This is a genomic window from Nocardioides sp. GXQ0305 (assembly GCF_050880345.1).
Lineage (GTDB): Bacteria > Actinomycetota > Actinomycetes > Propionibacteriales > Nocardioidaceae > Nocardioides.
This window is the reverse complement of sequence record NZ_JBNYXG010000007.1, coordinates 18303-37767: the sequence shown is the minus strand read 5'-3', so window position 1 is coordinate 37767 and position 19465 is coordinate 18303. Positions and strand designations below refer to the sequence as shown.

General features: G+C 72.6%; 17 protein-coding genes. 4 read left to right on the top strand and 13 right to left on the bottom strand.

The features are described from left to right. Nucleotides 1-2: 2 nt before the first annotated feature. From ACQ1X7_RS16900 to ACQ1X7_RS16865, 8 genes are all read right to left on the bottom strand, one after another. Nucleotides 3-1040, bottom strand: coding sequence for a hypothetical protein (locus tag ACQ1X7_RS16900; RefSeq protein WP_432479396.1), 1038 nt, complete (start codon nt 1038-1040; stop codon nt 3-5). Between the two features lie 43 nt (nt 1041-1083). Continuing rightward, the gene (locus tag ACQ1X7_RS16895) at nt 1084-2178 is read right to left on the bottom strand and encodes a hypothetical protein (RefSeq protein WP_432479395.1); all 1095 of its coding nucleotides are present in this window, start codon (nt 2176-2178) and stop codon (nt 1084-1086) included. 1 nt (nt 2179) lies between these two features. Further along, nucleotides 2180-3373 carry an acyl-CoA dehydrogenase family protein gene (locus ACQ1X7_RS16890; protein WP_432479394.1) on the bottom strand — a complete coding sequence of 398 codons (1194 nt, stop codon included), beginning with the start codon at nt 3371-3373 and terminating at the stop codon, nt 2180-2182. A gap of 120 nt (nt 3374-3493) precedes the next feature. Then, nucleotides 3494-4765 (bottom strand): hypothetical protein, encoded by a 1272-nt coding sequence (locus ACQ1X7_RS16885; RefSeq protein ID WP_432479393.1) that lies wholly within the window; start codon nt 4763-4765, stop codon nt 3494-3496. Between the two features lie 38 nt (nt 4766-4803). Beyond that, nucleotides 4804-5937, bottom strand: coding sequence for a hypothetical protein (locus tag ACQ1X7_RS16880; RefSeq protein WP_432479392.1), 1134 nt, complete (start codon nt 5935-5937; stop codon nt 4804-4806). Nucleotides 5938-5981: 44 nt separating this feature from the next. Beyond that, nucleotides 5982-7346, bottom strand: a complete 1365-nt coding sequence (locus ACQ1X7_RS16875) for a hypothetical protein (RefSeq protein ID WP_432479391.1) — start codon at nt 7344-7346, stop codon at nt 5982-5984. Between the two features lie 146 nt (nt 7347-7492). Then, on the bottom strand, nt 7493-9637 hold the full coding sequence (locus tag ACQ1X7_RS16870; protein ID WP_432479390.1) for an acyltransferase family protein: 2145 nt from the start codon (nt 9635-9637) through the stop codon (nt 7493-7495). Further along, the gene (locus ACQ1X7_RS16865) at nt 9615-10628 is read right to left on the bottom strand and encodes an endonuclease/exonuclease/phosphatase family protein (protein WP_432479389.1); all 1014 of its coding nucleotides are present in this window, start codon (nt 10626-10628) and stop codon (nt 9615-9617) included. Before ACQ1X7_RS16865 ends, ACQ1X7_RS16870 begins: the two co-directional genes overlap by 23 nt. A gap of 183 nt (nt 10629-10811) precedes the next feature. On the opposite strand from ACQ1X7_RS16865, the gene ACQ1X7_RS16860 reads away from it, so the two are divergent. Further along, nucleotides 10812-11876, top strand: a complete 1065-nt coding sequence (locus ACQ1X7_RS16860) for a glycosyltransferase family 2 protein (protein ID WP_432479388.1) — start codon at nt 10812-10814, stop codon at nt 11874-11876. A 6-nt stretch (nt 11877-11882) separates the two neighbouring features. On the opposite strand, the gene ACQ1X7_RS16855 is transcribed toward ACQ1X7_RS16860, so the two are convergent. The 5 genes from ACQ1X7_RS16855 to ACQ1X7_RS16835 form a co-directional block, all read right to left on the bottom strand. Next, nucleotides 11883-12959 (bottom strand): hypothetical protein, encoded by a 1077-nt coding sequence (locus ACQ1X7_RS16855; RefSeq protein ID WP_432479387.1) that lies wholly within the window; start codon nt 12957-12959, stop codon nt 11883-11885. A 10-nt stretch (nt 12960-12969) separates the two neighbouring features. Continuing rightward, nucleotides 12970-13155, bottom strand: coding sequence for a DUF6752 domain-containing protein (locus ACQ1X7_RS16850; RefSeq protein ID WP_432479386.1), 186 nt, complete (start codon nt 13153-13155; stop codon nt 12970-12972). Next, on the bottom strand, nt 13118-14740 hold the full coding sequence (locus ACQ1X7_RS16845; RefSeq protein ID WP_432479385.1) for a class I SAM-dependent methyltransferase: 1623 nt from the start codon (nt 14738-14740) through the stop codon (nt 13118-13120). Before ACQ1X7_RS16845 ends, ACQ1X7_RS16850 begins: the two co-directional genes overlap by 38 nt. 2 nt (nt 14741-14742) lie before the next feature. Then, complete coding sequence (locus tag ACQ1X7_RS16840; protein ID WP_432479384.1) at nt 14743-16080, bottom strand: phospholipase D-like domain-containing protein; 1338 nt, start codon at nt 16078-16080, stop codon at nt 14743-14745. A 72-nt stretch (nt 16081-16152) separates the two neighbouring features. Beyond that, nucleotides 16153-16551, bottom strand: a complete 399-nt coding sequence (locus tag ACQ1X7_RS16835; RefSeq protein WP_432479383.1) for a hypothetical protein — start codon at nt 16549-16551, stop codon at nt 16153-16155. 103 nt (nt 16552-16654) lie between these two features. Between ACQ1X7_RS16835 and ACQ1X7_RS16830 the strand changes: the two genes are divergently transcribed. From ACQ1X7_RS16830 to ACQ1X7_RS16820, 3 genes are read left to right on the top strand one after another with little or no spacing between them, the layout of a single operon-like run. Further along, on the top strand, nt 16655-17908 hold the full coding sequence (locus ACQ1X7_RS16830; RefSeq protein WP_432479382.1) for a magnesium transporter MgtE N-terminal domain-containing protein: 1254 nt from the start codon (nt 16655-16657) through the stop codon (nt 17906-17908). Then, nucleotides 17901-18410 carry a DUF1003 domain-containing protein gene (locus tag ACQ1X7_RS16825; RefSeq protein WP_432479381.1) on the top strand — a complete coding sequence of 170 codons (510 nt, stop codon included), beginning with the start codon at nt 17901-17903 and terminating at the stop codon, nt 18408-18410. Before ACQ1X7_RS16830 ends, ACQ1X7_RS16825 begins: the two co-directional genes overlap by 8 nt. Next, nucleotides 18407-19462, top strand: coding sequence for an endonuclease/exonuclease/phosphatase family protein (locus ACQ1X7_RS16820; protein WP_432479380.1), 1056 nt, complete (start codon nt 18407-18409; stop codon nt 19460-19462). The genes ACQ1X7_RS16825 and ACQ1X7_RS16820 overlap by 4 nt, the downstream gene beginning before the upstream one ends. Nucleotides 19463-19465: the final 3 nt, after the last annotated feature.

Below are 19465 nucleotides of genomic sequence, written 5' to 3'. Positions count from 1 at the left end.
GGTCAGCCTCGCTTGTCGGGCTGGTCGCGCAGCACCAGCGGCGCCAGCACCTCCAGGGCGCGGTCGAGCAGCTGCCCGTCGGACACCTCGTCGGGGGCGGTGCTGTCGTCGCGGAACGCCGGAGTGAGGTCCGCGAGGTCCCCGTGGACCGTGAAGCCACCGGCGCGGAGGCCCTCGACGATCTCGGCGGAGATCTCCTCCACGGCGGGACGGAACGGCTCGGGAACGCCGAGCGAGCCACCGGCCCGGTGGTTGACCAGCCTGCGCTGGGCCAGCCGGCGCTTGACCTGGCGGGTGAACGTCGGACGCGGCACGTCGTCGGGGAGCCGCTCGACGATGCGGCGGAGCAGCTCGGTCTCGACCGTGCCCATCGAGGGGTTGCGTGGCGCGTCGGGAACGGCGTAGTCGGCCTCCGGCAACCCCGTCGCCTCCCGGAAGCGCTGCCACAGCACGTCGCTGCCGGACCCGGACGGCGGCACCGTCACGAAGTGGACGCGGGACGGATCGAGGTGGGCCGCCCAGCGGTCCCCCAGCCCTGACAGGTCCTGGCCCCGCCACATCCCGGTGCCGGTGCCGACGCCCTTCCACTCTCCCAGCGTGGTCCGCAGGAAGTCCGTGTAGGTCACGGTGTCGCCGTTCTTGACGCCCTCCTGCCAGACCGCGGGGAGCTGGCGGGCCAGGTCGCGGCAGGTGACCACGACGTGGACCTCACGTCCCGGGAACGACTGCACGCCACGCTTGATGGGCTTGCGGGTGGAGCCGCCGAGCACCTCGTGGGACAGCAGGGCCGGACCGTCGTGGGCCAGCACCGCCTCGACCAGCCGGTCCCAGGCACCCTCGGCGCCCTCGAACCGGTGGCCGCGGAACCCCGAGTCGCGCAGGTCGAGGGCCTCGAGGAAGTGTCCGGACCGCTCGCCCGGGTAGAGGTAGCCGTGCTCCTGCAGCAGCGTCCGGTTCCTGGCGAGGATGTTCTGGAGTGACGTGGTCCCGCTCTTGGGGGTTCCCACGTGCAGCGTGACGACCGGCCGCTCACCCCTCATGGGCGGCACGCTACCCGGCCCCGTCGGCCGGGCCGCGCCGGCCTCACGTCCCCGCAGGCTCCTGCCGGGGAGCCGGCCCGAAGCGCTGGGCCAGGCTGCGGCCGAGCCGGTCCGCCACCTCCTCCACCCCGCCCGACGGCGGCGCCTGCCGGGGAAGGGCAGCGGCCCACGCGGCCTCGAGCGCTCGGAGCACCTCCCCCTCGTCGGGTGCGGCGATGGTCGCCGGGCCCTCCGCCGGGGGGTCGACCGGCAGGTCGTCGAGGGAACCCACGACCCGGACGCCCGGCGACGAGATCGCCTCGACGACGGCCCGGTTGAGGTCGGCGGCCAGTGCGAGGCCGTCCCGGTCGAGCTCGGGCCGCCCCTCGGCCGCACGCAGCGGCAGCAGACCCCCGAGCACCAGGTCCCGGGCCCGACGGTAGGAGTCCCGGTCGAGGTCCAGGAGGTGGGCGTTGACCCGGCGCAGCGCGTCGCACGAGGCGTAGCCGAGGGACTCGTTCGCGGGCACGGCGGCATCGGGTGGGTCGTGGACCTCGAGGCCGGCAGCGTCGCAGAACCGCCGCCACAGCTCGGCCGGGGCAGACCCGGGAGGCGGGAGCACCACCACCGACACGGACCTGACGGCCTCGGGGCTCGTCCAGCGCCGGAGGATCTGGGGGACGTCCTGGGCACGTCGAAAGCTCATCAGCGCCTTGGAGGTGCGGCGCCCACCCGGGCCGCTCAGCCGACGGACGTAGGTCGCGAGGTCGTCGGTGCCACGGTTGCGGGTGAAGCTCTGCCACTGCGACGGGATGGCGGTGCGCTGGTCGCGCACCGTGAGCACCACGTCGATCGGGGTCGTCCCGAAGGGCTCCACGATCTGTCGCACCCGTCGCCGCCGGGCGAAGCTCAGGAACTCCTGGGAGAACACGGCGACCCCCGGCCTCGCGTGCACCTCGTCGACGAGGGCGAGCCAGGGCGTCCGGTCGCGCTCGTGCTCGGGTCGCAGCATCCGGCGCACGGCCACGGACTGCTCCTCGAACCGGCCGCCGGGGTAGAAGCCGCCGACCGCGTCGAGGGCCCCGCTCGTGAGCACCGCCTGCAGGTAGGTGGTGCCGGACTTCATGGTCCCGATGTGCAGGACGACCCGGTCGGCCACCTCAGCGCAGTCCGTAGTCCTCGAGGAGCCGACGGCCGATGATCATCTTCTGGATGTCGGAGGTGCCCTCGCCGATGAGCATGAACGCGGACTCGCGGTAGAGCCGCTCGATCTCGTACTCCCTGGAGTAGCCGTAGCCGCCGTGGATCCGGAACGACGCCTCGACCACCTCGTTGCAGTACTCCGAGGCGAGCAGCTTGGCCATGCCGGCCTCGACGTCGTTGCGCTCGCCCGCGTCCTTCATCCGGGCCGCGCGGACCATCATCGCGTGGGCGGTCTCGACCTTGGTCGCCATCTCCGCGAGCCGGAACAGGATCGCCTGGTGCTGCGCGATCGGCTTGCCGAAGGTCTCGCGCTGCTGGGCGTAGGCGATGCCGAGCTCGAAGGCCCGGTTGGCGATCCCGCAGGCGCGCGCCGCGACGTTGACCCGGCCCACCTCGACGCCGTCCATCATCTGGTAGAAGCCCTGGCCGGGCGCCTCGCCGAGCACCTGGTCGGCCGCGATCCGGTGGCCCTCGAGCACCATCTCGGTGGTGTCGACCCCCTTGTAGCCCATCTTGTCGAGCTTGCCGGGGATCGTGACGCCTTGGGCGACCTCGCCGAAGCCGGGCTCCTTCTCGACCAGGAAGGTCGTCATGTTCCGGTAGACCGAGTCGGCGCCCTCGTCGGTCTTCGCGAGCAGCGCCACCAGGGTGGAGGTCCCGCCGTTGGTCAGCCACATCTTCTGCCCGGTGACCTCGTAGCCCTCGTCGGTCCGCAGGGCCTTGGTCTTCACGGCGGAGACGTCGGAGCCCAGTCCGGGCTCGGACATGGAGAAGGCGCCTCGGACCTCGCCGGTGGCCATCCGCGGCAGGTACCGCTGCTTCTGCTCCTCGGTGCCGTGGCGCATCAGCATGTAGGCCACGATGAAGTGGGTGTTGATGACGCCCGAGACGCTCATCCAACCCCGCGCGATCTCCTCGACGCAGAGCGCGTAGGTCAGCAGCGACTCACCGAGGCCGTCGTACTCCTCGGGGATCATCAGCCCGAAGATGCCGAGCTCCTTGAGCCCGTCCACGATCTCCTGCGGGTACTCGTCGGCGTGCTCGAGCTCCGTCGCCACCGGGAGGATCTTCTCCTCGACGAAGGTCCGGACGGCCTTCAGGATCTCGGTCTGGTCCTCGGTGAGGCCGTCGGTCTGGCACAGCCGACCCATGCTGACTCCCTTCGTCTGACCCGCGCGGGATCATCGGGCAGCCTACCGGCGGCGGGCACCGCTGAGCGGCGCTGGACTGTGACGCTCAGCACGCCCCCCGGCGCGCGTCGGACCCCGCCGTCACGGCTCCTGACGGGCCACCGGCTGCGGTGACCGTGCACGTACGACGCGGAACGGCGCCCACCGGTGGCGGCGCCCGGTCCGCTCCTCGAGCTCGGCGGTGAGCTGCGCCACCTGGGACTCGAGCCTCGCCTTCGAGGACGCGAGCTCGTCGTTGCGACCGCGGGCACCGGCGAGCTCGCGCTGGAGCTGTGCGGTGCGCAGCAGCATCTCGGCGACCACGCCCGGGAGGCCGGCGAGCATGTCGGCGTCGGTCGCGTCGTCGGGGTGGGGCACGGTGTCGTCGGCGATGTCGGGCAGGAGCTCGTCGAGGTCGCCGTGGACCTGGAAGTCGCCGGCCCGGATCATCTCGATCCACGCGGCCGACACCTCGGCGAGCCGCTTCGCCACCGGGGCCGGGGTCACCGGCTTCGCGGAGCCGCTGGCAGCACCGAGCAGGGTCTGGGCGAACCAGCGCTTGGCGACCCGTGCGAACCACGGCTGCTCCAGTCGTCCGTCGAGGGCACGCACGACGCGGCGCAGGAACGCGATCTGGGCGGTGCCCAGCGACTCGTTGCGCGGCGGCACCGTCGTCAGGTCGACGACGTCGGGCCGCAGCTCGACGGCCTCGGCGAACCTCCGCCACAACAGGTCCGGGTCGGTGCCACTCGGCGGGCAGGTGACGATGTGGATCCGCTGCGCGGGGACCAGCGCCTGCCAGCGGTCGAGCACGTTGCGCAGGTTCTGGGTCCGCCAGAAGGCCGAGGTGTCGCCGAGGTCCTCCGGCAGGCGCGACATCAGGTCGTCGATGAATCCCGCGAACGAGCGGGTGTGGCCGTTCTTGACCCGCTCCTGCCACTCGGCCGTGGCGGTGCGCCCCAGGTCACGGACGGTGAGCACGAGGTGCACCTCGAAGTCGTCGAGCAGCGGCGCCATCCGGGCGATCTGGTCCCGCGTCGCGGACCCGAAGATCTCGTGGCTGATCAGGACGACGCCGCCGAGCCTGCGGCCGCGCCGCAGCAGGTGGGCGAAGGTACCCGCGATGTCCTCGGGGACCAGGCCCCACCGCTCCGGGCTGCCGGCCATCTCGACCGCCGCGTGGAACATCCCCTCCTGCCGCACGTACGGGTAGACGTGGCCCGCGTCCTTCAGCTCGGCGCGATGGTTCCCGAGCACCGTCTGCAGGAAGGTGGAGCCGCTCTTCGGGAGCCCGACGTGGAAGTACAGCCGCTGCGGGCCGGCGGCCGGCGGGGTGCCCGATGACCCGAGCGACGGGTCACGCGCCTCGCTCACGCCGTCCTCCTCACGCCCCCGGTCGACTCGACCACAGCCTAGAGGTCGTCGGACTCCTGCGCTGAGTCCCCTCGTCGCGCGAGCGCCCGGCGGGCGCGGGCGACGAGGCTGCGCCCGCGCGCCGCCCGTGCGCGGCGACCACGGGCGTTCGCGCGCTGGGAGACGACCCGGACCAACGCCTCCACCGCCGCGGCCGAGAGCTCGGCGTCCGAGGCGGTCGCGTCGGCGTCCGCCCCGAAGGCGGTGTCGAGGCACGTGAGGTCGTCGAGAGAGCCCTCGACGTGGTACCCGGCCTCTTCCAGCGCGGCCACCTGGCCGGCGGTGACCGTCTCGCACCACGGCCGGAGCCGCTCGGGCACCAGGATCCGGTCCGCCTCCTGGTGCCGCAGCACCTGCGCCGCGAACCAGCGCTTGCCGACGTCGCCGTACACCTGGCGCCGCCGCAGGTCGTCGGGCAGCCCCAGGTTGACCTGCCGCAGGAGCTCGGCCTGGACCCGGCCCAGGCTGGTGTTGCCCCGTCCGGGCGCCGGCGCCAGCTCGTCGGCCCGGACGCCGAGGACGCGGCAGTAGCGCTCCAGCAGCAGGGTGGGCGCGCTCCCCGGAGGCGGCACCGTGACGACGTGAATCCGCTCGGCGGGGACCAGCCGAGCCCAGCGCGCCAGCACGGCCGGAGGGTCCAGCTGGATCCACGGGTGTCCGCCCCGTCCGGCCCGCTGCGCCTCCTGCAGACGCTCCAGCCAGCGGCCGTAGCCCACCGTCCGGCCCGCCTTGAGCTCCTGCTGCCACGACGACGGCACCTGCCGTGCCAGGTCGCGCACCGTGAGGACGACGTGCACCTCGCGGTCCCCGCACGCCTCGACCAGGCGCCCGACCTGGGCCCGACGCGCTGCGGCCAGGGACTCCTGGCTGACCAGGGCGCGCGAACCCGGTGCACGGGCCAGCTGTGCGCTGAAGCGCTCGAGGGCACCGGCCACCGAGTCAGGGTCACGCTGCGGGTTGTAGCGGCCCCGGACCAGCAGCATGAGCTCGAACGAGTCGCGCCTGCCCTCCGGCACCAGGTCGAGGCCGCGGTCGGCCAACAGGCGTCGGTTGTGGCGCATCACGCCCTGCAGGTAGGAGGTGCCCGTCTTCTGCAGTCCGAGGTGGAGGTAGACGCGGCGCGACTCGGGCATGGGCTGTTCCTACGCCATCCCGGATCGGCCCGGCAAACCCGGCCTCAGCTGAGCGAGTCGAGCATCTCCTCACCACGGGAGAGTCCCGTCGCACCGGTGCGCACGGTGAGCCGCGTGCGGCGCTCGAGCATCGACGGGTTCAGGTAGCGGTTGACGTCCATGCGCTGCACGGCGCGACCCTCGTCGTCGCGCATCAGCAGGAAGCCGCGCGCCATGCCGGAACGACGCCACGCCCGCTCGCACGCGTCGCGGCACCTCACGACGGCGCTCCCGGAGGCCCCCTCCTCGCGGATCAGCCGGGCCACGTTGCGCTCGCGCTCGGTGAGCTTCGCGCTCCGGGTCGTGAGGCGCACCTCGACGCCGCGGGAGATCGCCTGGCGCACGGGACGGTAGAGCCGGTACGGGCCGAACCCGGACGACACCAGCTCGACCGACGTCCCCTGGCCGGCCGCACGCAGGCCCTCGCGGATCTCGGCGACCACCACCCGCTTCGCCTCCGGGCTGCCGGCAGGGTCGCTCACGAACTGCTGGGTGACCTTCGGCGCGTCCGCCTTCCAGGATAGGTCGGCACGCACGGCGTCGTGGTCGGAGTTCAGCTCGAACCTGGAGTGCGCGTCGACGGACAGCGGACCGCGCTTGAACAGGTAGTCGATGGTCGCGCCGTGGTGGTCGCCCGTCGCGAAGTGGTCGCCTAGGGCGTCGTACGTCGGCACCATCCTCGCGGCGTCGAAGAGGTCCTCCGGGTAGCGACCGCTGGTGTAGTGGACGTTGAAGTCACCACCGACGAGCACCGGCCCGGCCGGCGCGAGCCTGGTGACCAGCTCGCCGATCCGGCGGACCGAGGGACGCAGCAGGTCCGGCATGTCGTCGTCCAGCGGCGCGACGTGCGCGGCGACGACGGAGAGCTGGCGGCCGTCGGTGTCGCGCAGCGTGACCCAGTTGGCGTAGCGCAGCCCGAGCTTGATGTTCCGGCCCTCGGGCACCTTGCGGTAGTTGGAGACCCGGGACGTGCCGCTGTCGACCAGGGTCCAGCGGTCGGTCCGCCAGGCCACCGCCGTCGCCTGGGTGTACCGGTTCTGGAACTTCCGGTGGATGTCGTAACCCGTGGGTGCGAGGACCGCGTCCTGGCGGACCGGCACCTCGTTGTAGGTGACGATGTCGGGCTTCTTGGCGAGCACCTCGCGCACGTCGGCCTGGAACCGCTTGACCGAGAGCCGGGACAGGATGTTGGCGTGGATCACCGTCAGGTCGCTGTCCGTCGAGGTGGCGCCCGCCTCGGTGCTCGAGGCGGCCTGGACGGGCGAAGTGACGGGCGACGCGGTCGCGGCCAGGACGCCCACGAGCAGAGCACCGGCGACCCTGCGCACGGGCATCGGACGACGTGACCGGGCAGGCACCGTGGTCGGCATCGGGGGGCTCCTCGGGACGGGGAAGAAAGGGGGGCGGGACGCCAAATCACAGGAATCACACCACCCCCTCGAGTCACACGCAATCGGTTCCGGAGAACTACAGACGTGTAGTTCCCGGGCCGGTCCATGCGCCCCCTGGAGGGTCGTCAGTCGGTGCGCGACGGCCGCGGCAGGCCCAGCGCCTCGGCCACGGCCGGAGCCAGCCAGCGGGCGTAGTCGGGCGTCATGTGCTCGGAGTCGCGCATGGTGATGTACTCCCCCACGACCGACGGACACAGGCCGTCGGCACAGAACCAGCGCTCGGCGTCGACCACCTCGACACCGGCGTCACGAGCCGCGGCGAACGAGGTCAGGGCCTCACGGCGGATGAACCTCCCGGGCTCGAACGCGCAGTCACCCAGATCGGGGTGCCCCAGGCTCAGGCAGACGCCGGTCTCGCGAGGCAGCTTCGGCGTGTTGCCGACGACGGCGACCTCGCCGGCCACCTCGTCGAGCTGCTCGAACAGGTCGCGCCAGCCCAGCCGGAGCACCTCGCGGTAGCGCTTCAGCTCGGGGCTGCCCGCCAGCGTCACGCCCGTCTCCGGGTCCTGCACCCGGCCCGCCGACGTCGAGACGACGACCAGCTCGGGCGCGAGCTCTGCGATGGTCTGCTCGGCCCAGTCCTTGAACGACTCGCACTCCGCCCACGGCCGGTCGGTGGACCGCTGGATCTGGGTGAGGCTGGTCGCCATGCATCCGCTGTAGACCAGGACGTAGACCCGGTGACCGGAGCTCTGGCCGATCTCGTCGATGGCCGGCGAGAGTGCCCGGGCGTGGCTGTCCCCGAGCACCACGATGGAGCGCTCGGCGTCGGTGTCACCGATCGGGCACAGCTTCGTGGTGCCGGTCCGGTAGTCGCAGTCACCCAGGGGCGCGGTCTGGGACCGCAGGTCGAGCAGTCCCGGCGTCAGGCGACTCGGCACGGCACGCCCCTCCCGGGCGGCGAGCACGGACGCCCGCACCAACGAGACGTAGCGGTCGGTGCCCACCGCGGACCGGTCGTAGTCGGCGGTGCTGATCGGGGGCTGGCCCGAGAACTCCCCCAGCCGGAAGCTCATCACCTGGGTGCTGGCCACGACCGTCACCACCACGGCCGCGACCGAGACGGGATAGATCGTCAGTGCCCGCGGCACCCGCTGCCACCGCCGTCCGGTGCGGAACGGTGTCTCGACGAACCGGTAGGTCGCCCAGCTGAGCAGCACGACGACGGCGAGGGTGGCCAGCCGGACCGGGATGCTGCCGAAGCGTTCGGGCCCGAGGTTGCTCCGCACCAGCACGATGACCGGCCAGTGCCACAGGTAGAGCGAGTAGGACAGGTCACCCACCCACACCAGCGGGGCGCTCCCCAGCAGCCTGGTCACCGTCGCCGGCCGGTCGCCGGCCCCCTCCCCCGCGACCACCAGCGCAGCGGTCGCGAGCACGGGCACGAGCGCCGCGACGCCCGGGAAGTCGGTGCCGAGCGTGTAGAGCATCGCAGTCGCCCCGATGCCGACGATGCCGACGAGCGCCAGACCCTCCCGGGCCGTGCCCGGCAGCCGGAGCGTCCGCGGCAGCAGCGCGCAGGCCGCGCCGATGGCGAGCTCGTGGGCCCGGGTGAAGGTCGAGTAGTAGGCGGTCGTCGGGGAGGAGTACGTCGCCCAGACCGACCAGGCGAGCGAGCCGACGACCACCACCGCGAGCAGCACCCCCGCGACCCGTCGGAGGTCCCGCGCGCCGCCACCCTGCCGGCGTACCCAGAGCAGGCACAGCACCAGCAGGAGCGGCCAGAGCAGGTAGAACTGCTCCTCGACCGCGAGCGACCAGTAGTGGCGCAGCGGGGAGGGCGGCTGGCCCTGGGCGAAGTAGTCGGTGCCGGTGAGGGCGAACCGGATGTTGGCCGCGAAGCCGGCCGACCAGACCGCGTCGACCAGCACCGTCTGGGTGCGCAGCAGCGACAGGGTCAGCAACGACCCGAGCGCCGTGACGAGGGTGACCAGCGTGGCTGCCGGCAGGATCCGGCGCGCGCGTCGGGCATAGAAGCCGGCAAGGGAGACCCGGCCGTCGCGGTCGGCCTCCCGCAGCAGCAGCGCGGTGATGATGTAGCCGGAGACGACGAAGAACACGTCGACGCCGAGGTAGCCGCCGGTGAGGAACGACGGTGCGATGTGGTGCGCGATCACCAACAGCACCGCGACCGCGCGGACCCCCTGGATGTCGGGTCGAAACCCGAGGGGACCCCGTCGGGTCGGGTCAGCTGAAGGAGGCGAGGGCACTGATGAAGAAGTGGTCACTGATCCGTCGGTCCGTGGGGGTGGTGTCGCGGCGGTACTCGCTCCAGGAGGCGCCGGTGCCGACGACCCAGTCGACCGGCAGCGGGCTCGGCGGGGGCTGGCACCCGCTCCCGTAGCTGCCGCCGTTGGAGGCGACCAGCCCGGCAGCGGGCATCACGCGGCAGTAGAACTCCTCGCGGTCGTTCATGTCGCCGGTGACCAGGATCGGCACCCCCTCCGACTCGAGGTCGTTGACCACGTTGACCAGCGCGGCCTGACCCTGCCGGCGCTCGGCCAAGTAGGAGCCGCCGCCGGCGGACGGGTGGGTGTTGACGACGTAGAACTCCCGGCCGGTGGCCTCGTGGCGGAAGCGGACGATCGGCTGTGGTCGTGGCGTTCCCATGAAGGGAATGGTGAACGAGCTGCCGCTCACGACCTCGACGACACCCGGGTCGTAGAGGATCGAGTTGTCGGTCTCCTTGTCTCCCCAGCCGAATCCGGGCCAGGCGGCCATGCCGGTGCGGTTCTGCAGGTCGCGCAGCTGGTCGGCCTGGAGCTCCTGGGTGCCGAGGACGTCCACGCCGTGGGAGCCGATCACGCCGGCGGCGCCCGCCGTACGGGTCGACGCGGGCGGGTACTTCTGGCGCGAGCCACCGGGCGCGGTGTGCTGGCTGCCGAGGACGTTGAACGAGCCGATGCGGAGCGAGAACGGCGCGCTCTCGCGGCGCTCACGGGCGGCCTCGCGGCGCGCAGCCCGCTTCTCGGCGAGCTCACGCAGCCGCTCCCGACGCGCCTCGCGGCGCTCGCGGGCCTCCTCCGCCTCCTGCCGTGCGAGCTCCCTGGCCCGCTGCAGCCGCAGCAGCCGGTCCGGGGAGCCGGCCGGCGACAGGATGGTGGCTTCCGACGCAGCTGCCTCGGTCGCCCGCTCGACCGACGACGCCGGTGGCTGCGGGTCGCGGGCGGTCGTGACCTCCGGCTCCATCACGCTGGCCACGACGGGGGCTCCGAGCGCTAGGACGACCATCGATCCGACCACCACGGAGAGCCGCTTGAGGGCAGCACTTTTCGGGGCTCGATGGACGGGGGCGGGCACCGCGCGAAACTAACACAGCGACGCGCCGTCCCCCGACCTGTCGGGGCAGCCGGCACCGCGCACGTGCTCGCTAGGGTGATCGCCATGCTGTTCACGGCGACCACCCTCCAGGACTCGCCGGACAACGTCCGCTTCTTCGTGGCCGCCAACCTCGCCTCGGGCGTCGACCACATGTTCGTGTTCCTGGACTCCCCGCGAGAGCCGGGTCAGCAGGAGGTCGCCGACTTCCTGGAGTCCCACGACCGGGTCACCTACCTGCGCACCGGCAAGGGCTGGTGGGGTGGCGACCGCCCGTCGGGGCTCAACGTGCGGCAGCGGGTCAACGCCAACTGGGCGCGGGCCGTGCTCGAGCCGTTCGACTGGGCAGAGTGGCTGTTCCACCTCGACGGCGACGAGGTGGCCCTGCTCGACCCCGCCGCCCTGGCCGCCGTACCGGACGACGTGGACGCGGTGTGGCTGCCCCCGCTGGAGGCGGTCAGCCAGCTGCGGCCGGAGGAGCGCCCGACCCGGTTCAAGCGCCTGCTCGACCGGGACGACCTCAACCTGCTGCGGGTGCTGGGCGTGCTGGAGTCGCCGACCAACCAGGCGTACTTCCACGGGCACGTCATGGGCAAGTCCGGGGTGCGTCCCGGTTCGGGGCTCGGCCTCACCCTGCACGACGCAGTCTCGCCCGACGGGGTGCCGCAGCCACGCCACTCGGCAGAGGTGCTGCGTCTGCTGCACTACGACGCGGTCTCGGGAGAGGCGTTCGTGCGGAAGTGGAGCGCCCTGGCGCGGGCGGGTCACGCCCGCTACCGGGCCTCCCGTGCCCCGACGGCCCGGGCGCTGAAGACCCTCGTGGACAAGGACCTGTCCGAAGAGGTCCGCGAGAAGTACCTGCACAAGGTCTACGAGCTCACCACCCTGGACGACGTCGACCTGCTCGACGAGCTGGGCCTGCTCGAGGAGGTCGACCCCGAGCAGGGCGGGTCGACGCCACGGGACCTGCCGGCCGGTGGTGCCGACGCCCTGGCCGCCCGGGTCGAGGAGCTGCGCGCGGCCGCGAAGCGGCCGTACTACGTGGCCGACGCGCCCCGCTCCGCTCCGGACCTGCCCGCAGCGGCACGCAGGGGGGTGCGCCGGCTGCGCCGGATGGCCGCGCGCGACTGAGCACCCTCAGCGGCGGCGCAACCGGCCCAGCCACGAGCGCCACCGTGGCCGGGTCGGGCGCCGGGACGCCGCCCGGCGCAGTCGGCGTACGTCGCCCATCAGGGTCGCCACGAGGTCGACCGCGACCCCGGCGACCTCCGAGTCCGTGACCGACGTGGTCGAGCGTCGCGGCTCGAGGTCGGTGGGCACGCGCAGGTGCTCGACGTCGCCCACCACGTCGTAGGGGGCCGAGCCGAGGTGGTCGATCGCCGCCTCCGCACGCTGCCGGCAGTCGTCGACCTGGTCCGGCTCGGGCCAGAACCGCTCGCCACCCCGCGGCACCAGCCGCTCGTCCGCCAAGAAGGTCCGGATCCACACCCCGCGGTCGAACGCCGACCCGAAGCCCTCCAGCGAGCCGTTGACCCGGCGCAGGGTCTCGGCCTCGACGACCCCCATCGAGGTGTTCGGGAAGGACGCCGAGAGGTCGATCCCGTCGGGCGGGAACCCCACCACGCCGGCGAACCGGTGCCACACGTCGTCGCGCGGAGCCTCCGGGTCGAGCACGACCACGTGGATCCGCTCGGGAGGGACGGCGCGTGACCAGCGCTCGAGCACCAGCCGGAGGTCGAGGGTGCGCCAGTTCCAGATCGCGGTGGACCGCCGCGACTCGCCGCGGGCGTAGTCGGCCATCGGGGTCGTCGACCCGTTCTTCAGGCTCTCCTGCCAGCTGGCGGTGAACAGTCCCAACGGCTCGCGCGCGGTCACCACCACGTGCACGTCGTCGGTCGGCAGCGCCGCGACCATCGCGCCGGCCTGCTTCGCCGAGGCGGCGGCGAAGAACTCGTGGCTCAGCAGCCCGGTGCCGGGGGTCTCCGCCAGCTCGGCGCAGATCCGCGACCAGGCGGTGCGGTGCCGCTCGGGCGCCCGGTCCTGGTGGTGGTCCTCACGGACGGTGCGGGAGGCCCACAGGTGGTCGCGGCGCTCCTCGCCGGGGACCACCACGCCGCGGCTGCGCAACGCGTCCCGCGAGGACCACAGGATCGTCTGCAGGTACGACGTCGCGGTCTTCGGCAACCCGATGTGGACGAAGACCCGCTCGACCACTAGCGGGTCCTCACAGGGACTTCCGGAACCGCTCGAGAGCGTCGTCGACGGCCGCCTCGTCGCGCGACGCGAGAGGGATGAGCAGCTCCTGCACGACGTCGGCCAGCTCGGCCAGGCGCAGGTGCTGCCGGCGCATCTCCGTCATGTCGGCCTCGAGGTCAGCGACCCGCTGCTCCAGCCGGCGTACCGCCCCCATCGTCGACCACGGTCGCGGCACGTCCCTGCTCTGCATCAGTCCACTCTCCCACCAGTCTCACCGTCGGCCGGCTGCGCTGCTCCAGCCGCTTCACCTCGATCCGGGTCGCCCCGGCCCGCTCGAGCAGCCTAGTCAGCGACGCGAGGTCGACCTGACCCACCATCCACTCGGGCGGCTCCGGCGCCCCGTCGGCCTCGTCGCTCAGGTGCAGGTCCGCGAGCAGCAGCCCGCCGCGGGCCCTCATGGCCATCGCGCACAGCCGCACGAAGGCCTCGCGTCCGACGCCGGACGTCGCGTCGAGGACGTGGCGCGCCAGCACGACCCGCGGCCGCGGGTCGTGGGCGAGGCGTGCCCCCTCGGCGAGCACCGAGCGCCACTCGGTGAGGTTGAGGTGGCGCACCTCCAGGCGGTGGCCGTCGGTGTGGGCCCGCCGCTCGGCGTGGCGCAGCGCCCGCGGAACGTAGTCGTAGGCGGTCACCCGCACGCCCTGCTGGGCCAGCCACAGGCTGTCGGCGCCGCGCCCCGCGCCGACGTCGAGCACGTCGGCGCCGCGTTCGGCCGCCAGCGCGGCCGCCCGCCTCGCCAGCAGGGATGGATCGCGGAAGCCATGGGCCGCGCCGACGCTCGCGCGGCGCTCCCAGAGCCGGATCCCAGGCTGGGTCCCGCGGAACCAGTCCTCGAGCGCCCGCACCGTCCGCGGCGGCGTGGTGAACTTGAACGCCGGGTCGGGCACCCGCCACCCCGGGCCGTACGTCGCCTCGAGCAGCTTCTCCGGGCGGGCCGGGACCGGCATCGGACGACCACCGAGCTCGCAGCTGCCGAGCGGGTGGATCCAGGAGTCCTCGAAGGGACTGCCGATCTCGCCCATCAGGTAGAGCCGACCGGCGTCGAGGAACCCCCCGAAGACGTCGAGACCGATCTGCACCCCGGGCTCGGGGGTGACCAGCACCTTGAACGCGGCACCGCTGTAGCGGGTGGTCGACCAGCCGCGCTCGGCGAGCCGGCGCTGCACCCGGAACGACTCGCGGGCGACGTCGACGGGCGTGGTGTAGCGGCTGACGTAGCCGAGGTCGGCGTCGGAGTCGTGACCGAGCACCTGTCCTTCCCGCACCGCGCCCAGCAGCGTGCCGTAGGCGAGGAACGGCTCGAGACCGGCCTCCTGCAGTGCCGCCAGGACCGCCTCGGTCGCGTCGAGCAGCGCCGAGATGTCGCGCTCGGGGCGACCCGCGAAGGTGGGCACCAGCTTGCCGGACTTGTCGAAGCCGAGCTCGACGCCCTGCTGGTTCCGGACGTCGATGCGGCCCTCGCCCTCCCCGAGCGAGACCTCGCGGTCGAGGAACACCAGCTCGGATCCCGGGTCGCGCAGGGTCAGCCGGGTGCGGCCGTGGAGGAACCGGACCAGGGGCCGGGGCCAGGCGATCCGCCGGAGCGGGCCCGGGACGGGCCCCACCCGGTCGGTGTCACGCAGGGTCCAGAACGTCCAGATCCGCCGGCCGTCGAGGCACACGTCGACCGGGCGGTCGTCGACGGCGAGCAGCATCAGCCCGCCGTCGTCGACCCGTCCGATCCGTGGCCTCGGCGCCACCCTCACTCTTCCATCGAGGCAAACGGGTCGACCTCACCGTCGGTGACCGACTCGCCGTCCTCGTAGACGGCGTTCTCGTCGGTCCCGAAGATCAGCCGGTCGCCGTCGATCTCGCCGCCGGTCGACCGCGCGTTCGAGTCCGAGCGGCACCGCCGGTGCGGGAAGTTCTCGTACCAGTAGTCGAGGTGGCTCTCGTAACGCTTCACCCGCTGGCGGCTGCGGTAGATGCCGACGTTCTCGTCGCTGATCTTGCCCAGCCCGGACCAGTTGGCCGACCCGTTGAGCAGGGCGTAGCCGGAGCGGTCACCGTTGTAGTTGCCACGGATCGTCATGGACTTCATGTGGAAGTAGCGGTCGAACTCGCGGTCGCAGTTGAAGTCCTGGACGAGGTGCTTCATCGGGACCCCGTTGCCGCGTCCCGCAGGGTTCCGCAGGAACCGACCGATGTCGATTCCGACGACCGTGTAGCCGATCCGGATGTTGCAGCCGTTGTTCCACATCGTGCGGAGCTTGCGGGCGAGGTTCATGCCGCGCTTCTGCCGGATCACGTCGGGCGCGATCTGGATCTTCGTGCGGTGGCTCGCCGTGTTGGTCGCGCCCCGGCAGTTCGTGCGGTTGAGCATCTGCATCACGGGGTCGCGCGTGCGCTTGCCCTTGTTGGGGAACGCGATCAGCCGGAAGTTCGCCACCCTCTTGTCGCGGTAGGGACGCCGGACCTTCCGGTCCTTGGCGGCCTCGTTGAAGATGTTCGTGTAGAACTTCCACACCTGACGGTTCCGGGTGTGGGTGTAGATGTCGTTCCACTGGTTGTTGGTGGACGCCTCGGTGAAGTTGGCCGAGCCCTGCATCACGACGCGCTTGGTGCGCCCCGCGTCGGAGAACAGGAAGTACTTCGAGTGCGCCGAGCCCCCGCCGCTGCGGCAGGTGCCCTGGCAGAGCCGGGCCCAGCTGTTGCGCTTGCGTGGGTGGTTCCGGTTGTACCGCTTGAGCCCCGAGCGCAGGGCGCGGAAGGGCGGGTTGCTGACCTGCTTGACGTTGCGGTCGTCCATGATCAGCCGCACGCGTACGCCGCGGCGCTGGGCGCGCAGCAGCGCGTCCTTGCCGGCGGAGGTCATGAAGTTCCACGAGAAGATGTCGATGTTCTCGCCCCGCGGGACCGAGTTGATCGACCGCATCACCCGCCGGAAGATCTTCCGGCGGGCGCCGGGGTTCGTGGGGTTGTTGAAGGTCACCCCGGGCTTCGGCGTGAAGTGGTCGGGCGTGGCCGCCGCCGGAGCGGTCCCCGAGGGCACCAGCAGTGCGGTGGCGGCGAGGGTCAGGGCGAGCGTCCTGACAAGCATGGGAATCCCTTCGATCACGGGGTTATGGCTGTTGTGCGGGGAGATGGTGCGGGCCCCGAGGGCCCGACGGGGTCAGGCCGAGCAGTTCCTCATCGACTCGCGGTAGTCGCGGTCCTCGTCGAGTGACCCGTCCGCTTCGTTGACCGTGCCCCCGAGGACGCCCCAGAAGTGATCTGCGTAGCGGACCATGCGCTGCCCCGAGGAGCAACCCAGCACGTCCCGCTCGACATAGGCCCCCGTCTCGTCGACGCACCCCTGGTAGGCGCGCGGGATGTCCCCGCCCTCCTGCCAGACGTCCGCGCACTCCGGCGCACCGGGCGGCCCCTCACCCGCAGGTGACGAGGACGACTCGGAGGCCGACGGACCCTCGGCGGTCTCCCCGCCGTCCTGCTGGCCGCAGGAGGCGAGAGCCACTGCGGTCAGGAGGGCGCACGCCGTCGTGCGCACTCGCAGACCACTGACCCGAAGCATGCCGCGAGTATAAGGCCGGACCCCCGAACGAACCGCGTTGTCGCCGCCCGACGCGCTGGCGGGACGCAGGTCTCGTGTCCGGCCCGGCCGGTAGCCTCGGGCCGTGAGCACCGCCCCCGTCCGCGTCTACATCGCCCGGATGGTCGGCCTGCCCATCTTCGACCCCCAGGGCGACCAGGTCGGCAAGGTGCGCGACCTGGTGGCGGCGGTGCGCTCGGAGGTCAGCCAGCCGAGGGTCCTCGGCATGGTCGCCGAGGTGTTCGGGCGGCGCCGGATCTTCGTCCCCATGACCCGGGTCACCAGCATCGAGAGCGGGCACGTCACCACCACGGGCCTGATCAACATGCGCCGCTTCGAGCAGCGACCCACCGAGACCCTCGTGGTCGGACAGATGCTCGACCACACCGTCACCATCACCGAGACGGGCGTCACCGGCACCGTCTACGACGTCGGCATGGAGCAGGCGCGTGACCGCGACTGGGTGCTGTCCCGGGTGGCGGTCCAGGAGCCCGGCAGCACCTTCCGGCGGCGCGGGCAGACCCACGTCGTGGAGTGGCGCGGGGTGGACGGCCTCACCCGGCAGGAGGCCGCGCAGGGCGCCACCCACCTGATCGCTCAGCTGGCGGAGATGAAGCCGGCCGACGCGGCCAACGTGATCCACGACCTGCCGCAGGCACGGCGTACCGCCGTGGTGGCCGCGATGACCGACGAGCGGCTGGCCGACGTGATCGAGGAGCTGCCCGAGGAGGACCAGGTCGAGATCCTCGGCCACCTCGAGGCCGAGCGGGCCGCCGACGTGCTCGAGGAGATGTCGGCCGACGACGCGGCCGACCTGATCGCCGACCTGCCGCCCGAGACGGCCGCCCGGCTGCTGGAGCTGATGGAGTCCGAGGACGCCGAGGACGTCCGACGGCTGATGTCGTACGCCGAGGAGACCGCGGGCGGCATGATGACGCCCGAGCCGGTGATCCTCGGGCCGGACGCGACCGTGGCCGACGCCCTCGCCCACGTCCGCCACCCCGACCTGCCGGTGTCACTGGCGGCGATGGTCTACGTGTGCCGGCAGCCGCTGGAGACCCCCACCGGCAAGCTCCTCGGCTGCGCCCACGTCCAGCGGCTGCTCCGGGAGCCCCCCTCGTCGCTGGCGGCGGCCGCCGTCGACAGCGCGCTCGACGCACTGCGGCCCGACGCGACCATCGACCAGGTCGCCTCCTACCTCGCGACCTACAACCTGGTCGCGGCGCCGGTCGTCGACGACAGCGGGCGGCTGCTGGGGGCGGTGACCGTCGACGACCTGCTCGACCACATGCTCCCCGAGAACTGGCGCGACCAGGAGCAGGAGGGCACCTATGGCTGAGCCGCGCCGCAACCGCCTCGACACGCCCACCGACGTGCGCCGACCGCTGGTGCGCCGGCCCAGCTACGACGCCGATGCCTTCGGCTCGTTCGCCGAGCAGTTCGCGCGGTTCATGGGCACGGCCCGGTTCCTGCTCTACATGACCCTGTTCGTGGGCATCTGGCTGGTGTGGAACTGGCTCGCGCCCGAGGACCTGGCGTGGGACCTGTACCCGTTCATCTTCCTGACCCTGATGCTGAGCCTGCAGGCGTCGTACGCCGCTCCCCTCATCCTCCTGGCCCAGAACCGCCAGGAGGACCGCGACCGGGTCATCGCCGAGCGTGACCGGCAGGCCAACGCCCGCGCCCACGCCGACATGGAGTTCCTGGCCCGTGAGGTCGCGTCGCTCCGGATGGCGATCGGCGAGGTCGCCACCCGCGACTACGTGCGCTCTGAGCTGCGCGCGCTGCTGGCCGAGCTCGACGAGAAGCGGTCCCCGGACCCGAGGGCCGACGAGGAGTGAGGCGGCCTCCCTCCGAGGTGCTCCGGACCCTGGTGCTGGTGGTCGTGCTCGTCGCCGCGGGCTCCGGGGTGGCCCTGGTCGCGCTGACCCGGCCCGACGCTGAGGTGGGCTCCCCCACCGGGACCGCGACGTCCTCGGCGCCGGTCCCTGCGGTCACGCCGGAGCCCTCGCCGCCACGGCCGTCCCCGTCGCGGACGGACCCGTCCGGGCAGCCCGAGGCGACCGCCACCCCCTGCCAGGCTCCCACCGAGCGGGTGGCGCTGCGGGTGCTGACGCTCAACACCCATGGCGCCCAGGGACGCGGCGGGTTCGACCTCGACCGGCTCGCCTCGTTCCTCCGGGCGGCCGACGTCGACGTCGCGCTGCTCCAGGAGGTCGACCGGTTCCGGGGCCGCAGCCGCTACTCGGACATGCCGCGGGTGCTGGCGGCCCGCACCGGCATGGAGGTGGCCTACGGCCTGAACGTCGACCTCCGGGGTCGGGCGGTGTCCGGGACCGCCACGCTCTCGCGCTACCCGATCCTCTCCCGGCGCAACGTCCGGCTGCCCGGGGCGCCGGGAGCCAAGGGCCGGGGCCTGCTGCGTACCGACCTCGACGTCGACGGCGTCCGGGTGAGCGTCTTCAACACCCACCTCGAGCACCTCGCCGCCCGCCTGCGGCTGCGCCAGGCGGGCGCGCTGCGCCGGCCGGTCGCGGCGACGCCCCACCCGGCCGTCCTGGGGGGCGACCTCAACACCGTACCGACCTCCACGGCGGCCGCCAGGGTGAGGCGGCTGCTGACCGACAGCTGGGAGGACGCAGGCCGCGGCCCGGGCCCGACGGCACCGGCCGGCAGTCCTCGGCGCCGGATCGACCACCTCTACCACTCGCCCGGCCTCCGGGTGGGGTCGATCGCCGTGCTCGGCCAGGTCGTGTCCGACCACCGGGCGGTGCGGGCCCGTTACCTGCTCACGGTGTCCGGCGACGAGGTCTGCGTGCCCGAGAAGGACGGGTCGGCAGGCGGCTCCGGTCCGGGGAACCGTGCCGGAAGGGGTGCCGGCGGCGCGCGCTAGACC